Below are 23,394 nucleotides of genomic sequence, written 5' to 3' on the forward strand. Positions count from 1 at the left end.
GCAAGCGCGATGGGAATTTACACCAAGCTTCCCGGTCCTGCCATGCTAGCGATCCGCGAAAATCCGCTCAGAGTCTAACCTTCGCCGGGAAGATGCAGCGCGTGCACGACGACCGTCTCGATCCCGAGATCGCTGGCTTACACACCCAGCGCATAGTCGGCCCCGAACTCATGGACCGAGAAGTTTGCTGCTTCCCCAAGGCGTTCGAGGTGGCAGAGGAACTCGCCGTCGGAGGAGAAGGCCATGGCGCGTGTCGTACCGGTGCCTGGCCGCCGGTACGGCCGGACCCAGAGACGCCCATCGCGGCCGACCAGCACGCTTGAGATCACCGGCATCACCTCTGCCACCGGTCGCTCGGGGCTGATCATCGGGCCGTCGAATTCGTCGCTCCAGACGCTGGTGCCCGTGGTGCGCCGCCTTACGTACTCTTCGCGCCAGGCGCGCACATCGCCGGAGGTCACTTCTTGGTCTGGGACGTGCCAGCGAACGATGGAGCGGAGGTTGAATGCGTCGTCCAGCAGTCGTACCTCGGGGGTCGCGGTGTGCGCGAGAGCGATTGTCCGCTCCCTGGCGTCAACCTCCGCCAGAGGATCGAACAGGACGCCGATGTAGTAGTTGTATGCCTCGGTGTCCGGAGCCGGTCCCATCCTCCGCGTCGGAGACTGCGAGAGCACCCCAACCCGGTTGCCGTCCCGGTCATGAACCTCAACGATCAGAGTATCGGCGTCCCTGAAATTCCGGCGGCGTGATGCCCGGTTGACCGAGTTCACCGACACGCCGTTGTCGAGCACTCCGCCGCCGCGTGACGGATTCGGATAGACCGGGTCGAGCGTCACATTGCGGACCCACTCGCCCTCGGCGGTGAAGATGACGTAGCGGTAAGGACTGTAGTCTCCGACCCAGATCGTGTCTCCCGGCAACACCCAGAGCACGAAGGGATCCTGGAATTCTCCGGGCCCCTCGCCGTGGCGGCCCATCGAACGGAGGTGCCGCCCGTCCGGAGCGTAGATCCGCACCTCGGCGCTCGTCCGATCAGCAACCGCCACCGAGCCGTCAGAAAGCCTGCCAACGCCCCGAACGTTCGAGAACCATTGCTCGTCGTCGCTCTCGTCGTCCCCGACCCTGAAGATCGGCACCTCGCTCAGTGTGCACATCGCGGTGAGCGTGGCCGGGTCGCTCGTCACGATCCGCACGCCCGCGCTGTCGATCGCGATCATGGGGACCGGCGGTTCGCCCGCGTCGCAAGCAACCAGAGCCGGGGCCGTGAAGAATAGTATTCCAAGAGCGCGAAGAAGAGGCAGGTTACCGCGGATCGTGGGTGACATTGGTCCGGTATGGTTCGTGAACGTGAGTGCGTATAACTTCCATCGGAATCAACGATCAGGCGATTCCGTCGGTTTCAGGGCTGCGGGCGGGTTCAATTGCGGAGCTGCCGACTTCGTGCGAATCCGCGTCCGACACTGGAGGTGCCATGAAGCTGGTCCTCGTCGTCGTTTCGAGTCTGGTCGCGCTTGCGTGCGAGCGAGCCCCGTCGTCTTCACCCTCTATCGCGACCCAAGTCCGCGACAGCGCGGGAATCGTGATCGTGGAGAACGGGGAACCGGCCGCCGACTCCCGGCTTGCGTGGCTGATCGGTCCGGAGCCCGTGGTCTCGATCGGCGAAGTGGATGGAGCCGAGCCCTACCTGCTCTCCCGGGTCCAGGACGCGACCATGCTGCACGACGGGCGGATCGTGGTCGTGAACGGCGGGACCGAGGAACTGCGAGTATTCAACTCGGACGGGATCCACCAGGCGACCTGGGGCGGTCAAGGAGACGGCCCGGGAGAGTTTAGAGATCTGCAGAGCGTGGAACCTTGGCGGGGCGACTCGATCATCGCCTGGTACAGCGGGCGACTCGGGCTCCAGATCTTCGACGGGCAGGGGAACTACGGGCGTGCGATGGAGCTCGAGCATGATCGGACGGTACCGGTATCGCTGCGTTTCTTTCCCCAACAAGCCACCCGCGATGGATCGTTAGTCGCCGTTCACTCGCCGCAGGCCGCGGATACCGTGGTCGTACAGCTCATGGATGCGCAGGGAAGGGTCCGGAGCTCGCTGGGAAAGCATGTGGGCTACGAACCCTATCTCTATGCCGAGGGAACCGAACAGCAGGCCTTGTTCCTGACGATTTTCGGGCGCGAACCGGTCTGGACCCGCTGGGGCGACCTGGTGGTCATCGGCCACACCGGGCGGTACGAGTTGCGCGCGTTCGATGCGGACGGCTCGTTGGCTCGGATCATCCGCCGATACCACATACCGCTTTCCCCGACCTCCGTCGACGTCGAAACAGAGATCGAAAGGCAGCTCGGCTTCTTGATCGGCGTGCCCGGTTATCCCGAGAGCATGATCGAAGATTCGCGCCGGATGTGGGCATCGGTTCCGGTCGCGGAGAGCTTCCCGGCGTTCGAAAAGGTCATGTCCGACGCGACGGACCATCTCTGGGTCGGGGAGTACGAGTTCGGAGAAGGAGGAGAAATTCCCAGCCTCTGGACGGTGTTCGATCCGGAAGGCCGCGCGCTAGGGTTGGTCAAGACACCGGAGGGCCTGTGGATTCATGAGATCGGGTCGGACTACGTCATGGGCACGGCCCGGGACGAACTCGGGATCGAGTACGTTCAGGTGTGGCGGCTGGAACGGACTCGGTAAGAGTCGGGTCCATGCGCGACCGCAGGCAGGTCGGCGGTTCGATGGAGGCGCCCAGATCTGCCCCGGCGCCATTCGACCGTCCGCCCCCAGACCGAAGGCGTCGTCCCGGCCGTCCTCAGTCCCGCGAATTGACCAACCGAGCCAACTGGCCTTTCAGTCTTCCGACCCGGTTCGGGTGAAGGAGACGCCGGGTGCCGGCGCGATCCAGGAGCGCGGTGGCTTCGCGAAGCAGACGAACGCTCTCTTCGGGAGAGGCGGACTCTCGCACCTTCCGCATGGCTGTGCGGATGCGAGCCCTGGCGGCGCGATTCCTGTTGCGGGCCTCGGCGCTGAGTTTCATGCGCTTGGTCGCGCTCTTGATATTCGGCATTGACGCTGTTCTTGATTCCGAGCCGTTATCGGTCCGAGGGTAATCCTCGGTGATTCGGGGCGACGCCAAGATAACGGAGACCGGGACTGGGTTCAAGGTCGGGGAGGGTCCGGGACGCAGGCCTGCCGACCCTCCGACGTATAGCGGCGGGCGGCCCGGCCATTCCGTCGGGTGGCGGTGAAGAGCGAAATCGCGGCCTGGATTGGGAGCTTGACCACTATCCCCCTGGACCCGCCTCCCACACCACGCGACCCCCCACCACCGTCATCACGGCGGCGCCTTCCAGTCTCCATCCGTCGAAGGGCGTGTTTCGGCTTCGCGACACGAAGCGCGACGCGTCGACCGTCCATTTGCACCTGGAATCGATCACCGTGACGTCCGCAGGGGATCCCGGGGCCAGCGTCCCGCCGGGGAGGCCGAAGGCTCGGGCCGGAGCGGCGCTCATGCGCTCGACCATGGTCGGGAGGTCGATCACTCCCTCCGCCACCACTCGGGTCAGAATCAGTCCGACTGCGGTCTCCAGCCCCACCACCCCGTCCGGCGCGCTCGCGAAGGGGGCTTCCTTTTCGTCGTAGTGATGGGGCGCGTGGTCGGTGGCGATGGTGTCGAGCGTTCCGTCCGCAAGCCCTTTCCGCACGGCTTCGCGGTCGGGCTCCGATCGCAGCGGAGGGTTCATCTTGGCCTCGGTCCGGTAGTCCTGGACGGCTTCTTCGGTGAGGATCAGATGGTGAGGAGAGGCTTCGGCGGTGACCCGGACGCCCCGTACCTTCGCACGCCGGATCGCCTCCACGCCCGCGCGAGTGGACACGTGTTGGAGATGGATGCGGCCCCCGGTCAGCTCCGCCAGCAGCAGGTCGCGCAAGATGTGGACGTCCTCGGCGGCGTTGGGTTTCCCGGTGATCCCCATCTTGGCCGAGAGCACGCCTTCGTTCATGTGCCCTCCGCCCGACAACCCCAGGTCTTCGGGGTGGTCGGCCACCGGCACTCCGAAGGCCGAAGCATAGGAGAGGGCGAGCCGCATCAGCCCCGAGTTCATCACGGGTGAACCGTCGTCGGTGATCGCGACTGCGCCGGCCTCGATCATCTCTCCCACCGGTGCCAGCATCTTTCCCTCGCGGCGCACCGAAATGCAGCCCACTGGATAGACCCGCGAGGCACCGGCCTTCCGCCCCTCGCTGACCACGAAGCCGACTGCGGCGGGATCGTCGACTGCGGGTTCGGTGTTCGGCATGGCGCATACGGCGGTGAATCCGCCGGCCGCAGCGGACCGCGCCCCTGAGGCGATCGTCTCCTTGTGTTCCGCTCCCGGCTCGCGCAGGTGCACGTGGATGTCGATGAGTCCGGGCGTCACCAGAAGACCGGTGCAGTCCACGACGCGAGCGTCCTCCCCAGCGGTCAGCGAACGCCCGACCTGGGCGACCAGCCCTTCTGCCAGAAGTACGTCGAGGTGGTCGTCCGTGTCGTTCGCCGGGTCGATCACCCTTCCGCCCCGGAGCAGCGTCTTCCCGGTCGTCACGCTCATTTGGCGCCGCCTCCCTTGGCCGCTTCCGCGAGATCCGGTCTGCCGCCGGAGAGCAGGTACAGCACGGCCATGCGCACCGCGACCCCGTTGGTGACCTGATCAAGGATCACCGAGTGCGGACCGTCCGCCACGTCGGAATCGATCTCGACGCCCCGGTTCATGGGTCCGGGGTGGAGGATGAGCCTCGACGGCACCCTGGCGAGCCGCGCGGCGCTGATCCCCCAGATCCTGTTGTACTCCCGGAGCGACGGGACGTACCCGTGCTTCATCCGCTCGAGCTGGAGGCGAAGCACGTTGAGCGCATCCGCCCATTCGAGCGCCTCCTCGACCCGAGTGAAGACGCCCACCCCCATCTCGGAAATGCCTATCGGGAGAAGAGTCGGCGGGCCGCACACCGCAACCTCGGCGCCCAGAGCGAGCAGTCCGTGGATGTTCGAGCGGGCCACACGGGAGTGGAGCACGTCTCCCACGATGCAGACCCGAAGACCCGCGATTCCGCCAAGGTGGTCGCGGATCGTGAGAAGGTCGAGCAGGGCTTGGGTAGGGTGCTCGTGACGACCGTCACCGGCGTTGATGACCTTCGAAGGGATCCGTTCCGCCAGAAAGCGCGCCGCGCCGGAAACCGGATGCCTCATCACGACCATGTCGATCTGCATCGCCTCGAGATTGCGAGCGGTGTCGACCAGGTTCTCGCCCTTGGTCACGGACGAAGCGCTCGCCGCCATGTGCACCGTGTCCGCCGAGAGCCTCTTTTCCGCGAACTCGAACGAGATGCGCGTCCGGGTGGACGGCTCGAAGAAGAGGTTGACTATCGTCTGGCCTCGGAGCACGGGCACCTTCTTGATCCTCCGCCTGGAGACCTCCTTGAACGGTTCGGCCGTGTCGAGAATGGAGGTTATCTGCGCCGCGGAAAGTCCCTCGAGGCCGGTCAGATCCTTTCCAAGTCGCGGCGTCGCCGCGGAATCGGCATCGCGAGCCGGGCCGGTCTCGGGTGCGGCGGTCATCGACTCACCTCCACCGAAAGCCGCCCGTCGATGGCAGGCACGAGCACGTCCACCCGTCCGCCGGCGGGCACCTGGAGCGTGGCGCCTACGATGTCGGGTTGGATGGGCAGCTCGCGTCCTCCCCGATCCACGAGCACGCAGAGGAGGATACGGCCGGGCCGGCCCCAGTCGGAGAGCTCGTTGAGGGCCGCCCTGACGGTACGTCCGGTGAAGAGCACGTCGTCGACGAGCACCACGGTCGTGTCGTCGATTCCCCCCGGAGGAAGCTCGGATCCGCCCACCACCGGCTTCGGCCCCACCGAGCGCAGGTCGTCGCGGTAGAGGGTGATGTCGATCGATCCCATTCCGAGCTTCAGCGACGGGCGCGCGTTCGCCAGTTCGTCCGCCAGCATCTGCGACAGGTCGGTGCCGCGACGGTAGACGCCCATGACGGCCAGCCGGTCGGTGCCGGCGGTCAGGGCCGCGAGGTCGGTCGCCATCCGTGCGAGAGCCGCTCGGATATCGGCGTCGGTGAGGGTTACGGTCAAGGTTCCAGGGAAGAGGCTGAGTCGCAGACCAAATTACCCTTACCCGGGCCAGGTAGGAAGGTCGGCCGGAGATGTTGACGGTCGGCCCGAAATGCGGACGTTCAGTCGGAGGCGAGGATGGTCGGCCTTCCTTGATCGGAATTTGGTGGAGAGTGAATGCCGGGATATATTGCGGGAACCCAATACTTCGAGGTTCATGCCCATGCGCCTGTTCGTCACTCTCCCGGTCGCCCTCCTCTCCATCTTCGCCGTTCTCCCGGGCGACATCTCCGCCCAGACGGTATCCGAGAGTCCGTCGGTCATCCTGACCCGAATACCCTTCTCCCTGACCGTCGACGGCGGCACGTCAGGCGACTCCGTGATCGAGTCGGTCGGCTACACTGTCGAGACCACGAGCGGACGCACGCTTGCCGCAGGCTCGGTCGAGGAGTACTCGTCGGTGGTCCTGGGCGAGATGATCGTGGAAGACGGCGGCGACCTGCCGCTTCGGGTGACGGTCGGCGAGACGACGACGACCGTCGACGCGACCGTCGTGCCGGGCTGGTTCTCGATTCTGCCCCCGCTGCTGGCCATTCTGCTCGCGCTGATCTTCCGGGAGGTGCTGAGCGCCCTCTTCGCGGGGGTGTGGCTGGGCGCTCTGGCAGTCGCGGGCTTCGACCCGCTTGCGGCGACCGGTGCGCTCATCGCCGACTTCGTGGTCCCCGCCGTGGGCGACACCGACGGAGGCCACACCCAGATAGTCGTGTTCTCGCTCATGCTGGGCGGGATGGTGGGCATCGTCTCGAAGAACGGAGGCACTTCGGGCATAGTCTCCGCGGTCACGCCTTTCGCCCGCACGGCGCGGCGCGGCAAGATTGCCACCTGGCTCGCCGGCATGGCCATCTTCTTCGACGACTACGCCAACACGCTCATCGTCGGCAACACCCTGCGCCCCGTCACCGACCGACTGCGCATCTCCCGCGAGAAGCTCGCCTACCTCGTCGACTCCACCGCAGCTCCGGTGGCGGCGCTGGTGCCGATCTCGACCTGGGTAGGCTACGAGATTTCGCTTATCGCCGACGGGTTCTCCATCGCGAGCGGGCAGACGCCGGCAGCGGCGGCGGCGTTGAGTTCGGTCACGCCCTTCGGAGTCTTCGTCGAGACGATTCCGCACCTTTTCTATCCGATACTCGCCCTCATTTTCGTGATCCTGACCTCGGCTCTGAACCGAGACTTCGGCTCCATGTGGAAGGCGGAGAGGCGCGCCGAGACCGGGAACGGGCTCTACCGCGAGGGTGCGACTCTGGCCGCCGATACCTCTGACGATCTCACGCAGGCGAAGGAAGGGGTCCGCGAGCGCTGGTGGAACGCCGCGATTCCGGTGCTCACGGTGATCGTCGTCGTGCTTGTCGGACTCGTCCAGACCGGACGCGAGACGGCCATGGCGAACGCTGCGGCTGCCGGGGAGGTCGCCGATCTCAGCCTCAGAAACATCTTCGGCAATGCGGATCCGTTCTCGACCCTGCTCTGGGGGTCGCTCGCCGGAGTGCTCGTCGCCATGCTGCTTTCGATCTCCACCCGCACGCTGTCGCTGCGGGAGACGCTGGGCGCCTGGGCCACCGGGATCCGGGCGATGATGCTGGCGATGGTGATTCTGACGCTGGCCTGGTCCCTGGGCTCCGTCACCGAAGAGATCGGGACCGCGAGCTACCTCTCGGCCCTCCTAACCGACCGCGTTTCGGTTTCCTTCATGCCTGCCATCGTCTTTCTGCTTTCGGCGGGCATGGCCTTCGCGACCGGCACTTCCTGGGGGGTAATGGCCATCATGCTGCCCGTGGTGATTCCGCTGACGGTCGCTCTCGGGGGCGACGCGGTTCTACCGGGCGGAGCGAGCTACGGCGTATTGCTCGGCGCCACGGGGTCGGTGCTCGCCGGAGCGATCTTCGGCGACCACTGCTCACCGATCTCGGACACCACCGTTCTCTCCTCTACCGCGTCGGCGTGCGACCATGTGGATCACGTGCGAACCCAGTTGCCCTATGCGGTCCTGGTCGGGGGAGTGGCGATAGTCGTGGGAAGCCTGGGCACGTCCTTCGGCCTCCCCAACTGGCTGGCGCTCGTCGGCAGCGCCGGACTCCTGGTCGGATTCCTTTTCTGGAGGGGACGGACGGTGGGGACGTAGGCCGGATGACGATCACCTGAAGCGCTCCCTGCCCACCACCTGGAGCAAGGTCGGGCCGCGCCCGCCGTAGCCCTCGCCTACCGCCCAGTCGTAGGAGAAGAGCACCAGACCCCTGAACCCGTTCGCGCGCACGATGTCTATCTGGTCGAGCGTGCTCTCCGCAGTGTTCAGGTATGCGCCGAGCCCCATCCACGCCCCGTCGGGACCGGCGACCTGGAGCGTTTCGTCCACGAAGCTGCGAAAGCGATTCGCCGTGGAGGTGTAGGCCATGGGAACGACCAGGTCGAGGATGCCCTCGTCTACCCAGGCGCCCCAGTCCTGGTAGCGGTGCTCCATGGCGTCGGCTCGGCCCGAGCGCACCGCCGCCGAAACGACCATGGTCGGGTCCCGGGCCTTGATGTTGTGGTAAATCCAGCGCACCATCTCGGTGATGTTGGCCCGTTGGAACTCCCCCCACTCTTCGGGCAGGCGGTCGGCGAGGGCGAGAAGGTCGCCGCGGGCCTGCAGGGCGAGATCTTGGGGTGCCTCCAGCCGGGGCGCCAACCAGCGCCCGAACTCGCGAAGCGCGACCTGGGAATAGTCGAAGTCGCTTTGCGGCAGCCGGACGTAGTCGAAGTGCACGCCGTCGAGATCGTAGCGCTCCCGGAGCTCCAGGACGATCATCAGCAGGCGCGCCTTGGCCTCGGGATTGGACGGACTCAGGTAGACGCCCTCGATCTGGTCCGAGCGCTCCTGCGCGTACGTCATCAGACGCTCCACGAACTGCGGCTCGTAGGGACCGACGTGCGCCAAAGCGCGCGGAACGGCCAGCCACTCCGGGTTGGAGTGGAGCACGTGCAGACGGCTTGCGGGCATGCCCCGCAGCCCCCAGACCAGGTAGAGGTTGACCCAGGCGTGCACGTCGATCCCCCGCTCTCGGGCGAGCTCGACGGTAAGCGCAAGGGGGTCGAACGTCTCCGCCTCGGGAATGGCCTCCGCCCGCGGTTCCATGGTGGATCGGTAATACGCGTCCCCCCGGCCCCGCACCTGAACGAGTATGGTGTTGAAGCCCGACTCGTCGGCCCGTTCGACCATCGAGCGCACGGCGGCCGGACTCGTGAGGGTCGAGCGCACCACCCATAGAGCGCGCACCTCTCCGTCGGCGGCTGCACGTTCACCCGCGCCGACCGGGCGGGTTTCGACCGCGACCGTCTCGAGCGGAGGCGTCGGCGGACCGAGGGGCGCTGGCGCCGGGTCGGGAACCGCAGGAATCGCGAGTTCGGGTCGCGGTGCCGAGAAGAGGGCGCACGCGGCCATGGCGCCCGTCGCGAGCGCGACGAGCGGCCTGCGGCGAAACTCGCGCACGCGGCGAAATGGTGCGCCAACCCGTTTCATGCCTGCCTCCTTGTGGCGAAGAAGGACCGGAGAAGTCGGGCGGAGCGTTCCGCAAGCACCCCGCCGACAACCTCGCACCGATGATTGAGTCGTGAGTCCTGAAGGAGATTGCCGAGCGATCCGGCCATCCCCGCCTTGGGGTCGAAGGCGCCGAAGACCACCTGCGGCACCCGGGCGAGGACGATCGCGCCAGCGCACATCGCGCACGGCTCCAAGGTCGAGTAGAGCGTGGTACCGTCCAGACGCCAATCGCCGCGAAGCTTCGCCGCGCGTCGGAGGGCGACCATTTCGGCGTGACCGCTCGGATCCGAGTCGGTCCGGGTCCGGTTGGTCGACTCGGCGAGCACGCGACCGTCCTCGACGATGATCGCCGCCACCGGGACCTCGCCTGCCTCGGCCGCTCCGGCCGCGAGCTCGAGCGCACGGGCCATGAAGGCCTCGTCGGTCTTGCGGGACGCCGACAGCGCCGGGTCGGAGGACCGACCGGAGTCGACGCCCCCCTTGCCGGTTACAGTGCGACTCACACCCGATCCTCGGTCCGCACGAGCGCCTCGACCTCGACCACTGCGGCTCGGACCCGATCCAGCGCCCGGTCCCGCCCGAGAAGCATGAGAAGCTGGAAAATGTCCGCGCTGGCCAGCCTTCCGACCAAAGCCACCCGGAGCGGGTGAAACCACTTCCCCGCCCCGACTCCCTCGGCGGCGGCGAGCCTGCGGGTGGCCGCCTCGATGCCGGCCGGCTCCCAATCGGTCGCGTCGAAGAGCCGGACCATGCTCTCCAGACGAGGCTTCACCTCGTTCGGCCGCTTCCGCCAGTGCTTCTTGACGGCCTTCTCCTCGTAGACGATGTCGTCGCCCACCAGCGCCTCCAGTTGACGGGCGAGGTCCGAGACGTCGCGGGCGCGCCCCTTGTGCAGTCTGATCGCGTCCGCAAGGAAGGAGCTGTCGAGTCTAGGGCCGGATCCGCTCGGCTTCCGGGAAAGCACGGCGCGCACCGGACCGATCAGGTCGTTCGTGGGAGTCGCGGCGAGGTGCCTGCCGTTCAGCCAACGCAGCTTTTCCTCGTCGAAGACGGCTCCTTTCGCACCTACCCGCTCCAGCGTGAAGGCTCCGAGCAGCTCGTCTCTGGACATCACCTCTCGCTCGTCTCCCGGATTCCAGCCCAGCAAGGCGAGGAAGTTGAAGAGCGCGTCGGGAAGGATACCGTCCTCCGCGTACGCTCCGACCGAACGGGCGCCATGCCGCTTCGAGAGCCGCGAACCGTCGGGACCCAGAATGAGCGGCACGTGACCGAACCGGGGTACCCGCAATCCCAAAGCTCGGTAAAGGAGAATCTGCTTCGGCGTGTTCGAAAGATGGTCGTCCCCTCGGATCACGTGAGTGATGCCAGCTTCCGCGTCGTCGCAGGTGACCGCCAGGTTGTAGGTGGGAGTGGTGTCCCCCCTGAGGATCACAAGGTCGTCCACGTCGCGATGGTCGAAACGCACGCCGCCGCGGATCAGATCGTCCACGACCGTCTCCCCTTCCGGAACCAGAAACCTGATCGCGAAGGGCTCGCGATGCGTGAGGCGTCTCTCGAGCTCTTCGGAACTCATCTCCGCCGCCCGCCCCCTCGCGATCAGGCTGGGATGGCAGCGGCGCCGGGCGGCCTCCGATCTGAGCTCCTCGGGATCCGAGAAATCCCTATAGGCGAACCCCGCATCGAGGAGCTTTAGCGCGGCCGCCCGGTGGGCGTCGATCCTTGCGCTCTGGAATACGGGGCCCTCGTCCCAGTCCATGCCGAGCCAGCGGAGGCCATCCAGAATGGCTCGGGTATGGGAATCCCGGGAGCGGGAGCGATCGGTGTCCTCGATGCGCAGAACGAACTCGCCCCCCGAGCTCCGGGCGTAGAGCCAGTTGAAGATGGCCGTGCGAGCCCCACCCACGTGGAGGTGGCCTGTGGGAGAGGGGGCGAAACGGACTCGCATATGTTCGGGTCCGGTCAAGGTACGGATTCGGGTCGAGACGTGGCGGCAGAAGAAGATACCTGTGTGGCGGAAGATAGCCAAGCACCTCTGCGGGCGCGGCCGGGAAGAGATCGGGAACCTCGGTGGTGAAACGAGGCGGTGGGAGCTCGAACCGCCGCTACCGCAGCCGCCGGTGGTAGCTTAACCCGCATGGAACCGCTCGATTTCATCCGTGCACGGATTCGTGAAGATGTCGCCGCCGGTCTGAACGACGGCAAGGTGGTGACGCGCTTCCCTCCGGAACCGAACGGATACCTCCACCTGGGGCATGTGAAGGCGATCTGCCTCGACTTCGAGGTGGCGCGCGAATACGGGGGGCCGTGCAGGCTCCGCTTCGACGACACCAACCCGGGCACGGAGCGAGAGGAGTACGCCCGGGCCATCGCCGAGGACATCCGCTGGCTCGGCTTCCGCTGGGAGGGAGAGCCGCGGTACGCGTCCGACTACTTCGAGCAGATGTACGCGTGGGCCGAGGGACTCGTCGAGGCCGGCGACGCCTACGTCGATTCGCAGTCGCTCGACGAGATTCGCGAACAACGGGGCACGGTGACCGAGCCGGGCACGGAGAGTCCGTGGCGCGACCGCCCGGTCGCGGAGAACCTCGATTTCCTTCGTCGAATGCGGGCGGGCGAATTTCCCGACGGCGCGCACGTGCTGCGGGCGCGCATCGACATGTCGCACCCGAACATGCTCATGCGCGACCCGGTGCTCTACCGGATTCGTCACAAGCGCCACTTTAGGCGAGGAGACGCCTGGTGCATCTACCCGATGTACGACTTCGCCCACTGCCTGGGCGACGCCATCGAAGGCGTGACCCACTCCTTCTGCACGCTCGAGTTCGATAACAACCGCGAGATCTACGACTGGATCATCGATCGGGTGCCCCCGCCGGGACCGCGTCCGCGACAGTACGAATTCGCCCGTTTCGAACTCGAAGGCACGGTGCTATCCAAGCGACGCATCCGCCCGCTGATCGAGTCGGGAGCCGTGGACGGCTGGGACGATCCCCGGCTCGACACCATCCGAGGACTTCGTCGTCGCGGAGTTCCCGCCGAAGCTCTGAAGAGCCTGATGCGCATGGTCGGCGTGACCAAGGTCAACACCCGCGTGGACCGCGGCAAGTTCAACTATGCGGTGCGGAGCGCGCTCGATCCCGTGGCTCCGCGGGTCATGGCGGTGCTCCGTCCCCTCCGGCTGAGCGTCCGCGGCCTCGTTCCCGCCTCGATCCCGGCCCCACGCCACCCAGATCGCGCCGAAATGGGTACTCGTGAAGTGCCGATGGGCGCCGAGCTCTTCATCGAGTGCACCGACTTCGACGAGAAACCGCACCCCGATTTCCGCAGGCTGACCCCCGGCGGTGTTGTGAGGCTGCGCCACGGTCCGGTCGTCCGCTGCGACGACTTTGTGCGCGGAGAGGACGGCAAGGTCGCGAAGATCTTCGCTTCGGTCGCTGAAGAGGGAGCTCGTCCGAGAGCCACCATCCACTGGGTGAGCGTCGTCGACTCGCTCGATGCGGAGGTCCGGCTTTACGGCGAGCTCTTTACGGACGCGGAGGAGGGCGTCGTCAACCCCGACTCGCTCGAAGTGGTACGCGCCAAGGTCGAACCGACGGTGGCCGAGGATCAGGACGACACCCGCTACCAGTTCGAGCGACAGGGCTACTTCCGGCGCGACCCCTGTGCCGCGGAAGAGGTTGAGGCGAAAGGTATCAAACCGTTGGTGTTCAACAGGATAGTTACTTTGGCCGATGAGCCGCGTCGACCTCTAGACGAGGTCAAAGTCAGGGCGGCGGACGAGATCGAGCATGACCGGGTTCTCGAATGGAATAACGAGGCCGCTTCACTGATCGGCCGGATCGACGGATGGAGACGCACCCCCAACCCCCCAGCCTCTAACGACCCCACGCCCGCCGCCGGCAGCCCGCGGGCTCTTCTCGTCCGCTTCGACACCGCCCTCGCTGCGCTCAGGGCCTCTCTCAGCGAAGGAATCCCGAGCGCTGACGGCGAAGGGAGCGACGGCATCTCGACCGCTTCGGACCCATCCGACGCTGCACCCAACCTCACCGAGGCGGTCGCAAAACTGACGGCCGCCGTCCACGAAGTCGGTCGGCTAGCCGGCGAGCTGCCTCTGAACCTTCCGCTGCGGTCCCACCCCGAGTACGCGGTGTCGCGGTCGGAAAAGGCGGTCCGGGCAACTGCCGGGGCCATCAACGTCTTCTGGTCCCGGATGTCGCGCGGGGGTGAAAAGGCGAACCGAACGGAGGACACGCTGCGGAGTCTTGAAAGGGCGTCGGCGGGGCTGACGGGACTGGGAGATCGGCTCGGTAAGCTCCGTGAAGAATTGACCGACATGCTCGACGACGACGCCGACCTCTCGGCCGAGGACGCGGAACTGGCCAGGCTGGCGCTGGAGCTGCGGAAGCGTGCCGAAAGGAGTCAGGCGCCTCCAAGGACCGAACACCTCGATCTCGTGACGCGGACGGCCGAAGGCGTCTCCTTTCTGGTTCGGGGAGCGGGAAGACCCGGCGACGCGTTGAGTCGCATCGTCACCTGGGCTGCCACCGAACTGAGGGGAGTCCTCGCCGGCGGGGGCTACGCCAACCCGCCTTTCCCCCCGAGGGAGCTCAACCTGCTCTCCAACCTCGTCGACGACGGCAAATTGACCGCCGCCGCCGCCAAACAGGTGCTTTCACGTCTGGCCGAGCACGGCGGTACCGTCGAGCAGGCGGTCGCCGAGCTCGACCTGGATCGGCGCGAAAGCCCCGAACGGGTTCGCAAAGCCGTCGGACGGGCTCTCGCCGACCACCCCGACAAGGTAGCCGAGTACCGGGCCGGCCGGAAGGCCCTTCTGGGCATGTTCATGGGCGAGGTTATCGGATCGATGGGCCGGGGCGTCGACCCCAAGGCCGTCCGGGAGGAGCTGATCCTTCGGCTGAAATGAAGAACGTCGCGCCCCTCCCGGCATTCCGCTGAGATCCGCGAGGCACCGGGCGAGCGAGCGCCGCGCCGGACCAAGGGCCGCCGCCTGCGGCGACGGCCTGCGTCGGACCCTACCTGCCTCGGCTGCCTCTCTTCTTGGGCACGGCCTTCCGTTGGGTCGAGCCGGACGCGGCCGGCGGCGTGGCAGCAGCCTCGGTTCGTCCGCTCTTCGGCCTGGCGGTGCGTCCTGTCGAGCCCGAACCGGTCCGCGATCCGCCGGCGGGCTGGACTATCGCGCCGCCGCTTCGTCCGACCGTGCCGCCGCTCGAGCTCCCGCCCTGGGTGTAACCGCGACCCTTGACGGCACGTCCGCCGCCATCCGCCCTCGGCTCAACCACCACTCGGGTGGGATAGTAGTAGCCCGGGTTGTAGTAACCGCCGCCGTAGTAGTACGGGCTCCTCGGGTATAGGCCCCAGGCGCCGCGCGAGTAGTATCCGTAATTCCAGTAGGGGTCGCCGAAATAGCTGCGGAATCCGTACGGACCGTAGAGCCCGGGATAGTATCCCGCTACGCGGTTGTCCGGCACGACCTCGTCAATGCCCTCCGGATCGCCCGTGCCGATCACGAATCGGTTCGGGTAGGAGACGGCGACCATGACGTCGATGATTCCGGGCGAGACCCCGGCGTCCGCAAGAGCCACGAGATCGCCGCCGTCGAAGTCGAGTCCCTCGCCACGGGACGCGATCCAAGCCTCGACCGCCTTCCCATGCACCTCTCGGGTGGCTTCGGCGACGTCGTCGAGATCGATCGGACGCGAGGCGGAGATGCGTGAGGCGCGCACAGCCATCCCGATCCCCTCGGTGACGTCTTCGAGACCTGCCTCCGCGACGCGATCGGCGGAAGCCACGCGGTAGTGCTGCACCCAGGCGATCCGCTCGCCGTCGACATCGACGGAGTGGACGTCGGACCACTCGTTGGCGCTGGTTATGGCCATGATGCCGGACGACTCCTGGCGGGCGTCGGCGGCGCAGGTGAACGTGGAGCGGGTGAAGACCCTGCGGCCGTCGTCGGAGAAGCGCGAGGCTTCCTCGCCCGTGCAGCCCTCGATCTCGGCCGAACGCATGACGCCGTCGGCAACCAGCAGGTCGCTGGTAGACTTCTCGCCCTCCGCCCATGTGAAGATCTCGACGCCGGTCCCGTAGGGCACCACGCAGAGCATGCCGTCCGTCTCGGTCTCGCCCACCGGCTCCCAGCAACCCAGGAAGGAGGTCCAGCGAGCGTCGGCGAGCTCTTGTGCCGCGAGCGACTGTCCGGTCAGTGCCAGGGCTGCCAGCGCCCCGATCGCGAAGGCTTTCGTTCCGGTTCTCATCTGATCTTTCTCCCTTGCTTTAGAAGTTTACCGTCAGGCCGACGGCGACGCCGAACCCGGACATGTCCATGCCGTCCGTGAATCCGGCGAAATCCGACGTGGAGATGGGCCCCCGTGCCAGTCGGTACCTCGCTTCCATGTTGAGAGCTAGCCGCTGGGAGAGGCCGTAAACGGCGCCGGCCATCGCGTGCCCCGCGAATCCGCCACCGTCAGTATAGAGACGATCGTAAAAAATGTCCAAGGTCTCGTAATCCACCCAGTCGCCGTGCTGGTCCCATTCGTACCACGAATAGCCCGCTCCCCCGCCGAAGTAGAGGTTGGCGGTCCGGGGTACCCAGACGAAACGGCTGACCCGTCGGCCGCGATCGAACAGGTAGAACTTGGCGCCGAGATGCAGCGCGGCGGTTCTGAACCTCGTGTCCTGCTCGACGGGGTTGCCCCGGTTGTCCTCCCATTCCCGGAACTCGGATCTCGAGATCATGCCCGAGAAATCCATTCCGAGGACCATGTCCACGCGTTCGTTCGCTCTGATGCCCAGGTCCAGGCTCACGTGGGCTCCGGTAAAGTCGCTCCGGTTGAGCGTAAGGTGCCTGGTCGTGTGGTCGAAGATGTCGCCCTGCGCTCTAGGAAGGTAAACCCCTGCCCTGAAACTGAACGAGCCGACGGGGGGCTTGAACAGGAAACCGTCGCCCCCGGTCTGAGCGTGAACGGGTTCGTCCGGCGTTGCGGCGAACCCGAGCAGAACGGCGCCGGTGAAAGCGAGCGCGCGGATTCCGATGCTGCGGCGATGGAGAGCGCCTCCGTCTCCGAGGCGCCTCTCGGCCGTGGTTCCTGACATGGTTCCGATCCGTGGTTGAAGGTGCGTGACTCCCGGGTCCGGCCTCGGGTCACCTGTAATGACGTTGCAAACGGCGTGCCAGGCACATCGGATCGGAAAACGCGCATACGCATCGCGGATCGCAGGGACGAAACTAGAACACCCGGAGGAGAGCGCGTCCAAGCCGGGGCGCCCGCGTCCAATATTTCGGACAGGTCTCAAGCTTCGGCGGCGGAAGCAGGCAGGGCCGTCCCGGCCGCACTCGGTGGCCGCTCGCCGCCGACCATCCGCTCGCGCAATCTCTCGAAGAGACCGTAGAGGGCGGGTGTGGCCGTGAGTACGAAGAGGGTCGAGGAGAGCAGGCCGCCTATCAGAACAAGCGCCAGCGCGTCCCAGATGTTCGAGGTGCCCGCGCCTCCGAAAACCACGAGCGGGATCAGACCCAGCACCGTCGTGGTCGTGGTCATCAGGATAGGACGGACACGCTCGGAGGTCCCGGCGATGATCGCCTCATGCAAGCCGAGATGGGGTTCGCGCGCACGGACCCGGTTGATATGGTCCACGAGGAGTATCGCGTTGTTCACCACGATGCCGAACATCATGATGACCCCGACGTAAGCCTCCCTCGTGAAACCCTCTCCGGTGAGAAAGAAGATCAGAAAGACCCCGATAAGCGCCATGGGCACGGTCAGCATCACGCAGAGCGGCTGCAGGAAGGACTCGAAGAGCGCCGCCGTCACCATGAAGACGAGCACGAAGGCGATGGCGATCACCAGGTTGACCTGTCTTTGTTCGTCGGCCGATATGCGAAAGCCGCGCCGGTCGTCCGAGACCTCGTATCCCACCGGGAGCTCCGTAGACTCGATTACGCTCTCGTGCACTCGGTTGCCGAGCTTGGGAGGTCCGCGAAATTCGTAGGCGACGCGGCGCTCGTACTGCTGATTCACCCTCCTGATGGTCGCCAGGACGTCCCGCTGCTCGATGTGGACCACATCCCCGGCCCTGACTCTGCGGCCGTCGGCGGTCTCAAGCAGGGCTTCGCGCAGCCCGACGACGTCGATCATGCTCGCGCCTTCGAGCTTGATGGAGTACTGGATTTCGTCGCCTCCAAGCTTGATTCGACTGGCGCTCGACTCACCTCCCCGGATCGCGGTCCGCAGTTGGCTCACGATCTCGTTTACCGTAAAACCCAGTTGTCCGACACGGTCGCGGTCGATCCACACCGCGTACTCCGACGCCTTGTCCCGGGTGAACCAACCGCCCGAGGAGTTCGTGTCCACGTCCCGAATTCGCGAAATTCGTCTCAGCCTGTCTCCCAGCGCCTCGGCGATGTCGCGGACGCGCTCGTAGTTGTAACCGGTGACCGTCATACCGTACTGCGGCGCCCCCCCCCCTCCGCCGTAGAAGGAGGGCCCGTAACCGTAAACTCTGACCTCGGCGCCGGTGAAGGTGTAGGAGAGACCGGTGAGCTGCTCCTTGATCACGACGGGCACGTGGGTATTCTCGAGCTCCTCCGGGAAGGTCACGCGGATCGATCCGTCGGTCTGCCCGACCCGCGAAGTGAACTGCTTCACTTCCGGCATCTCGGCGAGCCGATCTTCGAAGTACTTCACAAGCATGTCGGTGCGTTCGAGATTGGCTCCGCGCGGCAGCTCCACGCGGATATCGATGTAGGTCTGGTTTCCGTATCCACCGAAATTAAAGATTCGGCCGCGGGTGACGTTTTGGTCGAAAAGGTAGTAGGAGCCGGCGAACACCAGCACCGTGAATCCGATGGCCGCCCAGGGACGGCGGACCGCGAACCCCACCAGGTCCCTGTAGAAGCGCAGGTAGAACGGCACCCTTGCGTTAGCCCGCGCGAGCGCCCGGTCCGAACGCCTCAGCATGCGTGTGGTCAGCGACGGGATGAAGGTGAAGGCGACGAAGATCGAGGCGGCGAGTGTGAGCCCCACGACTATGGCAAGCGGCACGTACAGTATTCTGAGCTCGCCCTGCATGTAGACGAACGGAATGAAGACGATCAGCGTGGTGAGCGTCGAGGCGAAGATGGCGAGCGCCACCTCCTTGGCGCCGTTGACGCCCGCCTCCCTGTGGCTTTCGCCCCGCTGCCAACGGCGAAAGATGTTCTCCATGACCACTATGGAGTTGTCGACGATGAGGCCGAAGCCCATCGCAAGCCCCATGAGCGTGAGAACGTTCAGAGTGAGGCCGCCGAAGTAGATGAGGTTGAGCGCGACGAGTACGCTGAAGGCTATGGTGGCGAAGATCAGAGCGGGCGAACGCAGCGAGCGCAGGAAAAGGAAGAGTCCGAAGAAGATCGCCACCGCGCCCAGGAGAGCCCGATCCCGCAGCTCGCTCATCTGGTCGTTGATCGAGCGGCTCTCGTCCTCCCCGAGTTCCAGCCGAGTCCCGTAGGGATTCAGGACGGCGAGCTCCGCGAGGCGGGCCTTGACCTCCTCGGCGACGCGCACGGCGTTCACCCCAGGTTCCCTTAACACCTGGAAGGTCGACGCAGGCTGCCTGTTGATGCGGTTGTGGGAAGTGCGTTCCTCGTATCCGTCGTAGACCCGGGCGACGTCCGCGACCCGCACGATCGTCCCTCCGGGCGATGCGACCACGGCGTTGGCGATCTCGTCGGCGGTTTCGGGGCGGTTTACGATGGTGATCGTGCGCTGATCCCCGCTCTCGCGCACCGCGCCGGCCTCCCGGACCAGATCCAGCTCGAGAATAGCTCTCCTGACCGCGACCTGGTTGAGACCGAGGGCCGCCACGGCGTCGGGATCGAGGCTTATCTCGAGATTGCGACGACGTCCGCCGTATGCGTAGACCTCGGCCACCCCCTCGATCCTCCTGAGCTCCGGGGCGATCACCTCGTCGATGTGTTCGCGCAGGGCCTCGAGCGTGTACGGTCCCCAGAAGGTGTAGGTCAGGAAGGTCGTCTGCTGGGACTCGAATTCCTGTGGCACGTATACCTGAACGGTCGGCCGGCTCGTTCCGTCCGGCAGCGTCTCCTCCAGCGAGGCCAGACGCTCCGAGAGATCGATGCGGGCGAAATCCATGTCGGTGTCGCGGTCGAACTCCACGGCGATTCTCGAAAAGCCCTCCTGCGAGGTCGACTCGATGCGCTCGACTCCGCGCACGCGATCGATCGCCGCCTCCAGCGGGGCGGTCAGGAACGCTTCCACGGTCTCGGGCGACGCGCCGGACCAGCTTGCGGTGACCGTGAGCCTGGGGAAGGAGGTGTCGGGAAGCAGCTCGAGCGGAATGTTGCGCCAGGCGAAGGCCCCGAGCAGCGCTATCGCCGTGTAGATCATCGTCACGGCGACGGGTCGTTTCAGGCTGGCTCGGATCATCCCGTTTCTTGAAGTTCGCCGACCGCGTTCCCGCGAACGGCACGCGAGATCGCCCTGCCGGCGAGCTGGGTGGTCTGGTAGACTACCGGCACCACGATCAGGGTAAGAGCGGTGGCGAGCACGAGGCCGCCGATTACCGCGATCGCCATGGGCGCCCGCAGATCCGAACCCCGGCCTATCCCGAGCGCCATGGGCACGAGGCCGAGCACGGTCGTCACAGTGGTCATGACGATGGGGCGAAGGCGAACCCGTCCCGCCTCAAGAATGGCCGCCCGCAGCCCCATCCCGGCGCTGCGGGCCTGGTTGATGAAGTCGACCTTCACGATGGCGTCGTTAACCACGATGCCCACCAGGATCACCACCCCGATCAGACTCATGGTGTTGAGCCCGTTCCCCGTGGCGGCGAGGAGCGCCACGGCGCCCACGAGGGCCAGCGGCACGGCGGTCAGAATGGTGAGGGGTTGCAGGAAGGACTCGAACTGCGCCGCCAGGATCATGTAGACGAGAAGCAGAGCGAGCAGGAACGCGAAGGTGAGGTCCCGGAAGGAGCGGCGCATCTCTTCGTTCTCGCCCCCGACCTCCCAGCGCAGCCGGGAGCTCTGCGGAATGTGCGCCAGCAACCCGTTCACCTCGGCTATAGCCTGGTCGAGACCGCCGCTTACGACATCGGCGTACACCGGGATCACCCGACCCTGGTCCTGACGGCGTATCTCCGCAGGTCCCAACGCGTCGCGGATGTGCACTAGCTCGCGTACCGGCACGCCCTGCACGAGGATGTCGTCAAGCGTCTCGCGCGAGTAGCGGAGTTCGTCGGGAAAGCGCACCACCACCCGTATTTTGCGGTCGAAGTCGACGAACTCGGTGGCGACGTTTCCCTGCATGGCGTTTCCCACCGCTTCGCTCACCGCTTGCGGACTGATGCCGTAGGAGGCGCAGGCGTCGTGATCGATCTCGATCTGGATCTGAGGCTGACCTCGCTCGCTGCCGATACGCACGTTTCCGAGCGAAGCGGCGCCGTCGAGCCTCTCCACCACCTCCTCGGCGAGAACGTAGGCGGCATCGAGATCCTCGGCGAAGATGCGGATGGCGACGTCGGCCTCGGATCCCCCCAGGACGGCGCCCAACGAGGTCACCTGCCCGGTTTCGACCGAGAGGTCTCCCGACGGAAGGCCCCCCGCCAAGGAGCGCATGCGCTGTGCGACCGGTCCGGTCGGCTGGCCGTCACGGAGCCTCACTTGGAGGTCGGCGGTGTGAAGCCCTGTGGCGTCGGCATTCTCCGCGTAGGCGCGGACATCCCGTCCGACGGTCGAGAACACGGCGTCCACCGACGGGTCGCTCCTGGCAAAATCTTCGATCGTGGAGGCCGTCTCCAGAGTGGCGTCGAGAGCGGTGCCCTCCTCCATCTCCAGACGGAGCGAGAATGCGCCCTGGTCGACCGAGGGCAGAAGGTCGCGAGGCAGCGAGAGGGCAAGGGCGGCCGAGCCGGCCAGAGCCAGGACGCAGCCGAGGAAGACGGCGGCGGCCCGGTCGAGCGACCATTCGAGGACGGCATGATAGCGGGAAGCGACTTTCTCGAAACCTCGGTCGAATGCGGCTGAGATCGGGTCGAGGATCCTCGCCGCCACACCCGCCCAGAAACGGAGCAGCGCGACCACGAAGCGTACGAGGGCGATGACGGCCCGAGGAAGGAGCAGCAAGACGAAGAGCGACGCCCGACCGAGCTTCGTCCACCAGCGGCCGGGCGCGCGCTCGGGGACCTCCGCCTTCATCTTCTTCCTTTCGGCGAGTGCGAAACGTGAGGCGATGGAGGGCAACAGGCTCAGCGCCACGACGAGAGAGGTCAGGAGCGAGAAGGCCACGACGAGAGATAGATCCTCGAAGAGCTCGCCGGCCACTCCCTCCACGTAGACGATCGGCCCGAAGACGGAGATGGTGGTAAGCGTCGAGGCGGTGATCGCCCCCTGGACCTCGCGGGCGCCGTCCGCCGCCGCCGCCATCATGCCTTTCCCCAACTCCTCCCGGTGCCGGAAGATGTTCTCGAGGACCACGATGGAGTTGTCGACCAGCATGCCGACCCCGAGGGCGAGTCCGCCCAGGCTCATGATGTTGAGCGAGGTGTCGAAGGCCTCCATGAGGGCGAAGGTGCCCACGACCGAGACCGGAATGGCGAGGGCGATCGCCACCGGATAGCGCGGATCGCGCAGAAAGAAGAAGAGGACGACGAAGGCGAGCACTCCACCCAGGACCAGCGCGTTGACCACGTTGTCGATGGAGTCCGAGATGAAGCCCGCCTGGCTGTTCGCCACGTCGAGCCGGACCCCGGTGTACTCCTCGCCGAGGATCGCGAGGGACTCTTCGACGAGCTCCGCCACGATCACGGTGTTCGCGCCGGCCTCCTTGAAGACCAGCAATCCGACCGACTCCACGCCGTCGTAGCGGGCCACCGACTCCCGATCCGCGAATCCGTCGACCACCTCCGCCACGTCGGACAGCCTGACCTCGCGGAAGGGCGGATTGGGCTCTCCCTCAACCGCCGGGGGCGTCTCGCGGGCCACGATCACGTCGCGGATCTCCTCGACAGTCTGGAACTCGCCGAGCATGCGCACCGGGTAGCGGTACCGGCCCTGCATTATGCTCCCGCCCGGCGAGCTCACGTTGGCCGACGCGAGGGCCTGGGCTATCTGCGCCGGTGAAATTCCGTAGGCCTCGGAAAGAGCGCGGTCGACGTTCACCTGGATCTCGCGATCAAGGCCTCCGGTCACGGCGACCTGAGCCACGCCCTCGAGTTGCTCCAGCCTGCGCCGGAAGACGGTTTCGGCGAGCTCCTTGGTCTCCCACAGATCCGCGCCACCGGAGACCGATACGGTCATGACGGGCTCCGATTCGGGATCGACCCGCAGGATCGTCGGCCGGGTGGCGCTCTCGGGCAGTCCGCCGCGCACGTTGTCCATCCGCTCGCGGAGGTTGAGCATGGCGAAGTCCATGTCCGTTCCCCAGCGCAGGTCGAGCGTCACCAGGCTCACACCCTCGCGGGAAACCGACTCGCTGTCCGCCACGCCGGGAATGGCGGCGGCGGCGGCCTCCACCGGCTCGGTCACCAGACGCTCGATCTCCGCGGGAGCGACGTCCGGATACGAGGTGAAGATCACCAGGCGCGGATACGAGATGTCCGGCAGCAGGTCGGTGGGCAGACGGCTGTACGAGATGATCCCCAGAAAAACCACGGCCAGGAAGAGCATCCAGACCGCGACCGGTCTGCGCGTGGCGATCTCCGGGAAGGAGGCCAT

15 protein-coding genes are annotated in these 23,394 nt (G+C 66.2%); 3 read left to right on the forward strand and 12 right to left on the reverse strand.

Annotation, left to right across the window (positions count from 1 at the left end):
- Positions 1 to 137: 137 nt before the first annotated feature.
- Entirely contained in the window at positions 138 to 1,217 is a 1,080-nt protein-coding gene (locus J4G12_05220) for a hypothetical protein (GenBank protein ID MCE2455206.1), read from the reverse strand.
- A gap of 254 nt (positions 1,218 to 1,471) precedes the next feature.
- On the opposite strand from J4G12_05220, the gene J4G12_05225 reads away from it, so the two are divergent.
- Positions 1,472 to 2,686: a hypothetical protein gene (locus tag J4G12_05225; protein ID MCE2455207.1), complete on the forward strand. Its 1,215-nt coding sequence runs from the start codon at positions 1,472 to 1,474 to the stop codon at positions 2,684 to 2,686.
- A 115-nt stretch (positions 2,687 to 2,801) separates the two neighbouring features.
- On the opposite strand, the gene rpsT is transcribed toward J4G12_05225, so the two are convergent.
- From rpsT to pyrR, 4 genes are all read right to left on the reverse strand, one after another.
- The gene (gene rpsT / locus J4G12_05230) at positions 2,802 to 3,056 is read right to left on the reverse strand and encodes a 30S ribosomal protein S20 (protein MCE2455208.1); all 255 of its coding nucleotides are present in this window, start codon (positions 3,054 to 3,056) and stop codon (positions 2,802 to 2,804) included.
- Positions 3,057 to 3,273: 217 nt separating this feature from the next.
- Positions 3,274 to 4,578: a dihydroorotase gene (locus tag J4G12_05235; GenBank protein MCE2455209.1), complete on the reverse strand. Its 1,305-nt coding sequence runs from the start codon at positions 4,576 to 4,578 to the stop codon at positions 3,274 to 3,276.
- A complete protein-coding gene (locus J4G12_05240) occupies positions 4,575 to 5,582 on the reverse strand; it encodes an aspartate carbamoyltransferase catalytic subunit (GenBank protein MCE2455210.1) in 1,008 nt (335 codons plus the stop codon). The genes J4G12_05235 and J4G12_05240 overlap by 4 nt, the downstream gene beginning before the upstream one ends.
- Positions 5,579 to 6,061 carry a bifunctional pyr operon transcriptional regulator/uracil phosphoribosyltransferase PyrR gene (gene pyrR, locus J4G12_05245; GenBank protein MCE2455211.1) on the reverse strand — a complete coding sequence of 161 codons (483 nt, stop codon included), beginning with the start codon at positions 6,059 to 6,061 and terminating at the stop codon, positions 5,579 to 5,581. Before pyrR ends, J4G12_05240 begins: the two co-directional genes overlap by 4 nt.
- A 250-nt stretch (positions 6,062 to 6,311) precedes the next feature.
- Between pyrR and J4G12_05250 the strand changes: the two genes are divergently transcribed.
- Entirely contained in the window at positions 6,312 to 8,270 is a 1,959-nt protein-coding gene (locus J4G12_05250) for a Na+/H+ antiporter NhaC family protein (GenBank protein MCE2455212.1), read from the forward strand.
- Between the two features lie 12 nt (positions 8,271 to 8,282).
- Here J4G12_05250 and J4G12_05255 read toward each other — a convergent pair whose 3' ends face one another.
- The 3 genes from J4G12_05255 to J4G12_05265 all read right to left on the reverse strand — a co-directional run bounded on the left by J4G12_05255 (position 8,283) and on the right by J4G12_05265 (position 11,610).
- Positions 8,283 to 9,644 (reverse strand): family 10 glycosylhydrolase, encoded by a 1,362-nt coding sequence (locus tag J4G12_05255; protein MCE2455213.1) that lies wholly within the window; start codon positions 9,642 to 9,644, stop codon positions 8,283 to 8,285.
- Positions 9,641 to 10,075, reverse strand: coding sequence for a tRNA adenosine(34) deaminase TadA (gene tadA, locus J4G12_05260; protein ID MCE2455214.1), 435 nt, complete (start codon positions 10,073 to 10,075; stop codon positions 9,641 to 9,643). The genes J4G12_05255 and tadA overlap by 4 nt, the downstream gene beginning before the upstream one ends.
- A gap of 89 nt (positions 10,076 to 10,164) precedes the next feature.
- Positions 10,165 to 11,610: a glutamate--tRNA ligase gene (locus tag J4G12_05265; protein ID MCE2455215.1), complete on the reverse strand. Its 1,446-nt coding sequence runs from the start codon at positions 11,608 to 11,610 to the stop codon at positions 10,165 to 10,167.
- 189 nt (positions 11,611 to 11,799) lie between these two features.
- Here J4G12_05265 and J4G12_05270 point away from each other — a divergent pair, with 189 nt between their 5' ends.
- Positions 11,800 to 14,589 (forward strand): glutamine--tRNA ligase/YqeY domain fusion protein, encoded by a 2,790-nt coding sequence (locus tag J4G12_05270; protein MCE2455216.1) that lies wholly within the window; start codon positions 11,800 to 11,802, stop codon positions 14,587 to 14,589.
- A gap of 109 nt (positions 14,590 to 14,698) precedes the next feature.
- On the opposite strand, the gene J4G12_05275 is transcribed toward J4G12_05270, so the two are convergent.
- The 4 genes from J4G12_05275 to J4G12_05290 form a co-directional block, all read right to left on the reverse strand.
- Positions 14,699 to 15,937: a hypothetical protein gene (locus J4G12_05275; protein MCE2455217.1), complete on the reverse strand. Its 1,239-nt coding sequence runs from the start codon at positions 15,935 to 15,937 to the stop codon at positions 14,699 to 14,701.
- 19 nt (positions 15,938 to 15,956) lie between these two features.
- Positions 15,957 to 16,775, reverse strand: a complete 819-nt coding sequence (locus J4G12_05280) for a hypothetical protein (protein MCE2455218.1) — start codon at positions 16,773 to 16,775, stop codon at positions 15,957 to 15,959.
- A gap of 197 nt (positions 16,776 to 16,972) precedes the next feature.
- Positions 16,973 to 20,107 (reverse strand): efflux RND transporter permease subunit, encoded by a 3,135-nt coding sequence (locus tag J4G12_05285; protein ID MCE2455219.1) that lies wholly within the window; start codon positions 20,105 to 20,107, stop codon positions 16,973 to 16,975.
- Positions 20,104 to 23,394 (reverse strand): efflux RND transporter permease subunit, encoded by a 3,291-nt coding sequence (locus J4G12_05290; protein MCE2455220.1) that lies wholly within the window; start codon positions 23,392 to 23,394, stop codon positions 20,104 to 20,106. The genes J4G12_05285 and J4G12_05290 overlap by 4 nt, the downstream gene beginning before the upstream one ends.

This window comes from Gemmatimonadota bacterium (assembly GCA_021295815.1).
In the GTDB taxonomy this organism is placed as follows: domain Bacteria; phylum Gemmatimonadota; class Gemmatimonadetes; order Longimicrobiales; family Gaopeijiaceae; genus JAGWBQ01.

Coding starts and splice junctions, on each gene's coding strand:
- J4G12_05280 (MCE2455218.1), bottom strand. CDS start 16,775: ATGTCAGGAACCACGGCCGAGAGGCGCCTCGGAGACGGAGGCGCTCTC.
- J4G12_05225 (MCE2455207.1), top strand. CDS start 1,472: ATGAAGCTGGTCCTCGTCGTCGTTTCGAGTCTGGTCGCGCTTGCGTGC.
- J4G12_05285 (MCE2455219.1), bottom strand. CDS start 20,107: ATGATCCGAGCCAGCCTGAAACGACCCGTCGCCGTGACGATGATCTAC.
- J4G12_05290 (MCE2455220.1), bottom strand. CDS start 23,394: ATGGCCTCCTTCCCGGAGATCGCCACGCGCAGACCGGTCGCGGTCTGG.
- J4G12_05235 (MCE2455209.1), bottom strand. CDS start 4,578: ATGAGCGTGACGACCGGGAAGACGCTGCTCCGGGGCGGAAGGGTGATC.
- J4G12_05220 (MCE2455206.1), bottom strand. CDS start 1,217: ATGATCGCGATCGACAGCGCGGGCGTGCGGATCGTGACGAGCGACCCG.
- J4G12_05265 (MCE2455215.1), bottom strand. CDS start 11,610: ATGCGAGTCCGTTTCGCCCCCTCTCCCACAGGCCACCTCCACGTGGGT.
- J4G12_05250 (MCE2455212.1), top strand. CDS start 6,312: ATGCGCCTGTTCGTCACTCTCCCGGTCGCCCTCCTCTCCATCTTCGCC.
- J4G12_05240 (MCE2455210.1), bottom strand. CDS start 5,582: ATGACCGCCGCACCCGAGACCGGCCCGGCTCGCGATGCCGATTCCGCG.
- rpsT (MCE2455208.1), bottom strand. CDS start 3,056: ATGCCGAATATCAAGAGCGCGACCAAGCGCATGAAACTCAGCGCCGAG.
- J4G12_05275 (MCE2455217.1), bottom strand. CDS start 15,937: ATGAGAACCGGAACGAAAGCCTTCGCGATCGGGGCGCTGGCAGCCCTG.
- tadA (MCE2455214.1), bottom strand. CDS start 10,075: ATGGCCCGTGCGCTCGAGCTCGCGGCCGGAGCGGCCGAGGCAGGCGAG.
- J4G12_05270 (MCE2455216.1), top strand. CDS start 11,800: ATGGAACCGCTCGATTTCATCCGTGCACGGATTCGTGAAGATGTCGCC.
- pyrR (MCE2455211.1), bottom strand. CDS start 6,061: ATGGCGACCGACCTCGCGGCCCTGACCGCCGGCACCGACCGGCTGGCC.
- J4G12_05255 (MCE2455213.1), bottom strand. CDS start 9,644: ATGAAACGGGTTGGCGCACCATTTCGCCGCGTGCGCGAGTTTCGCCGC.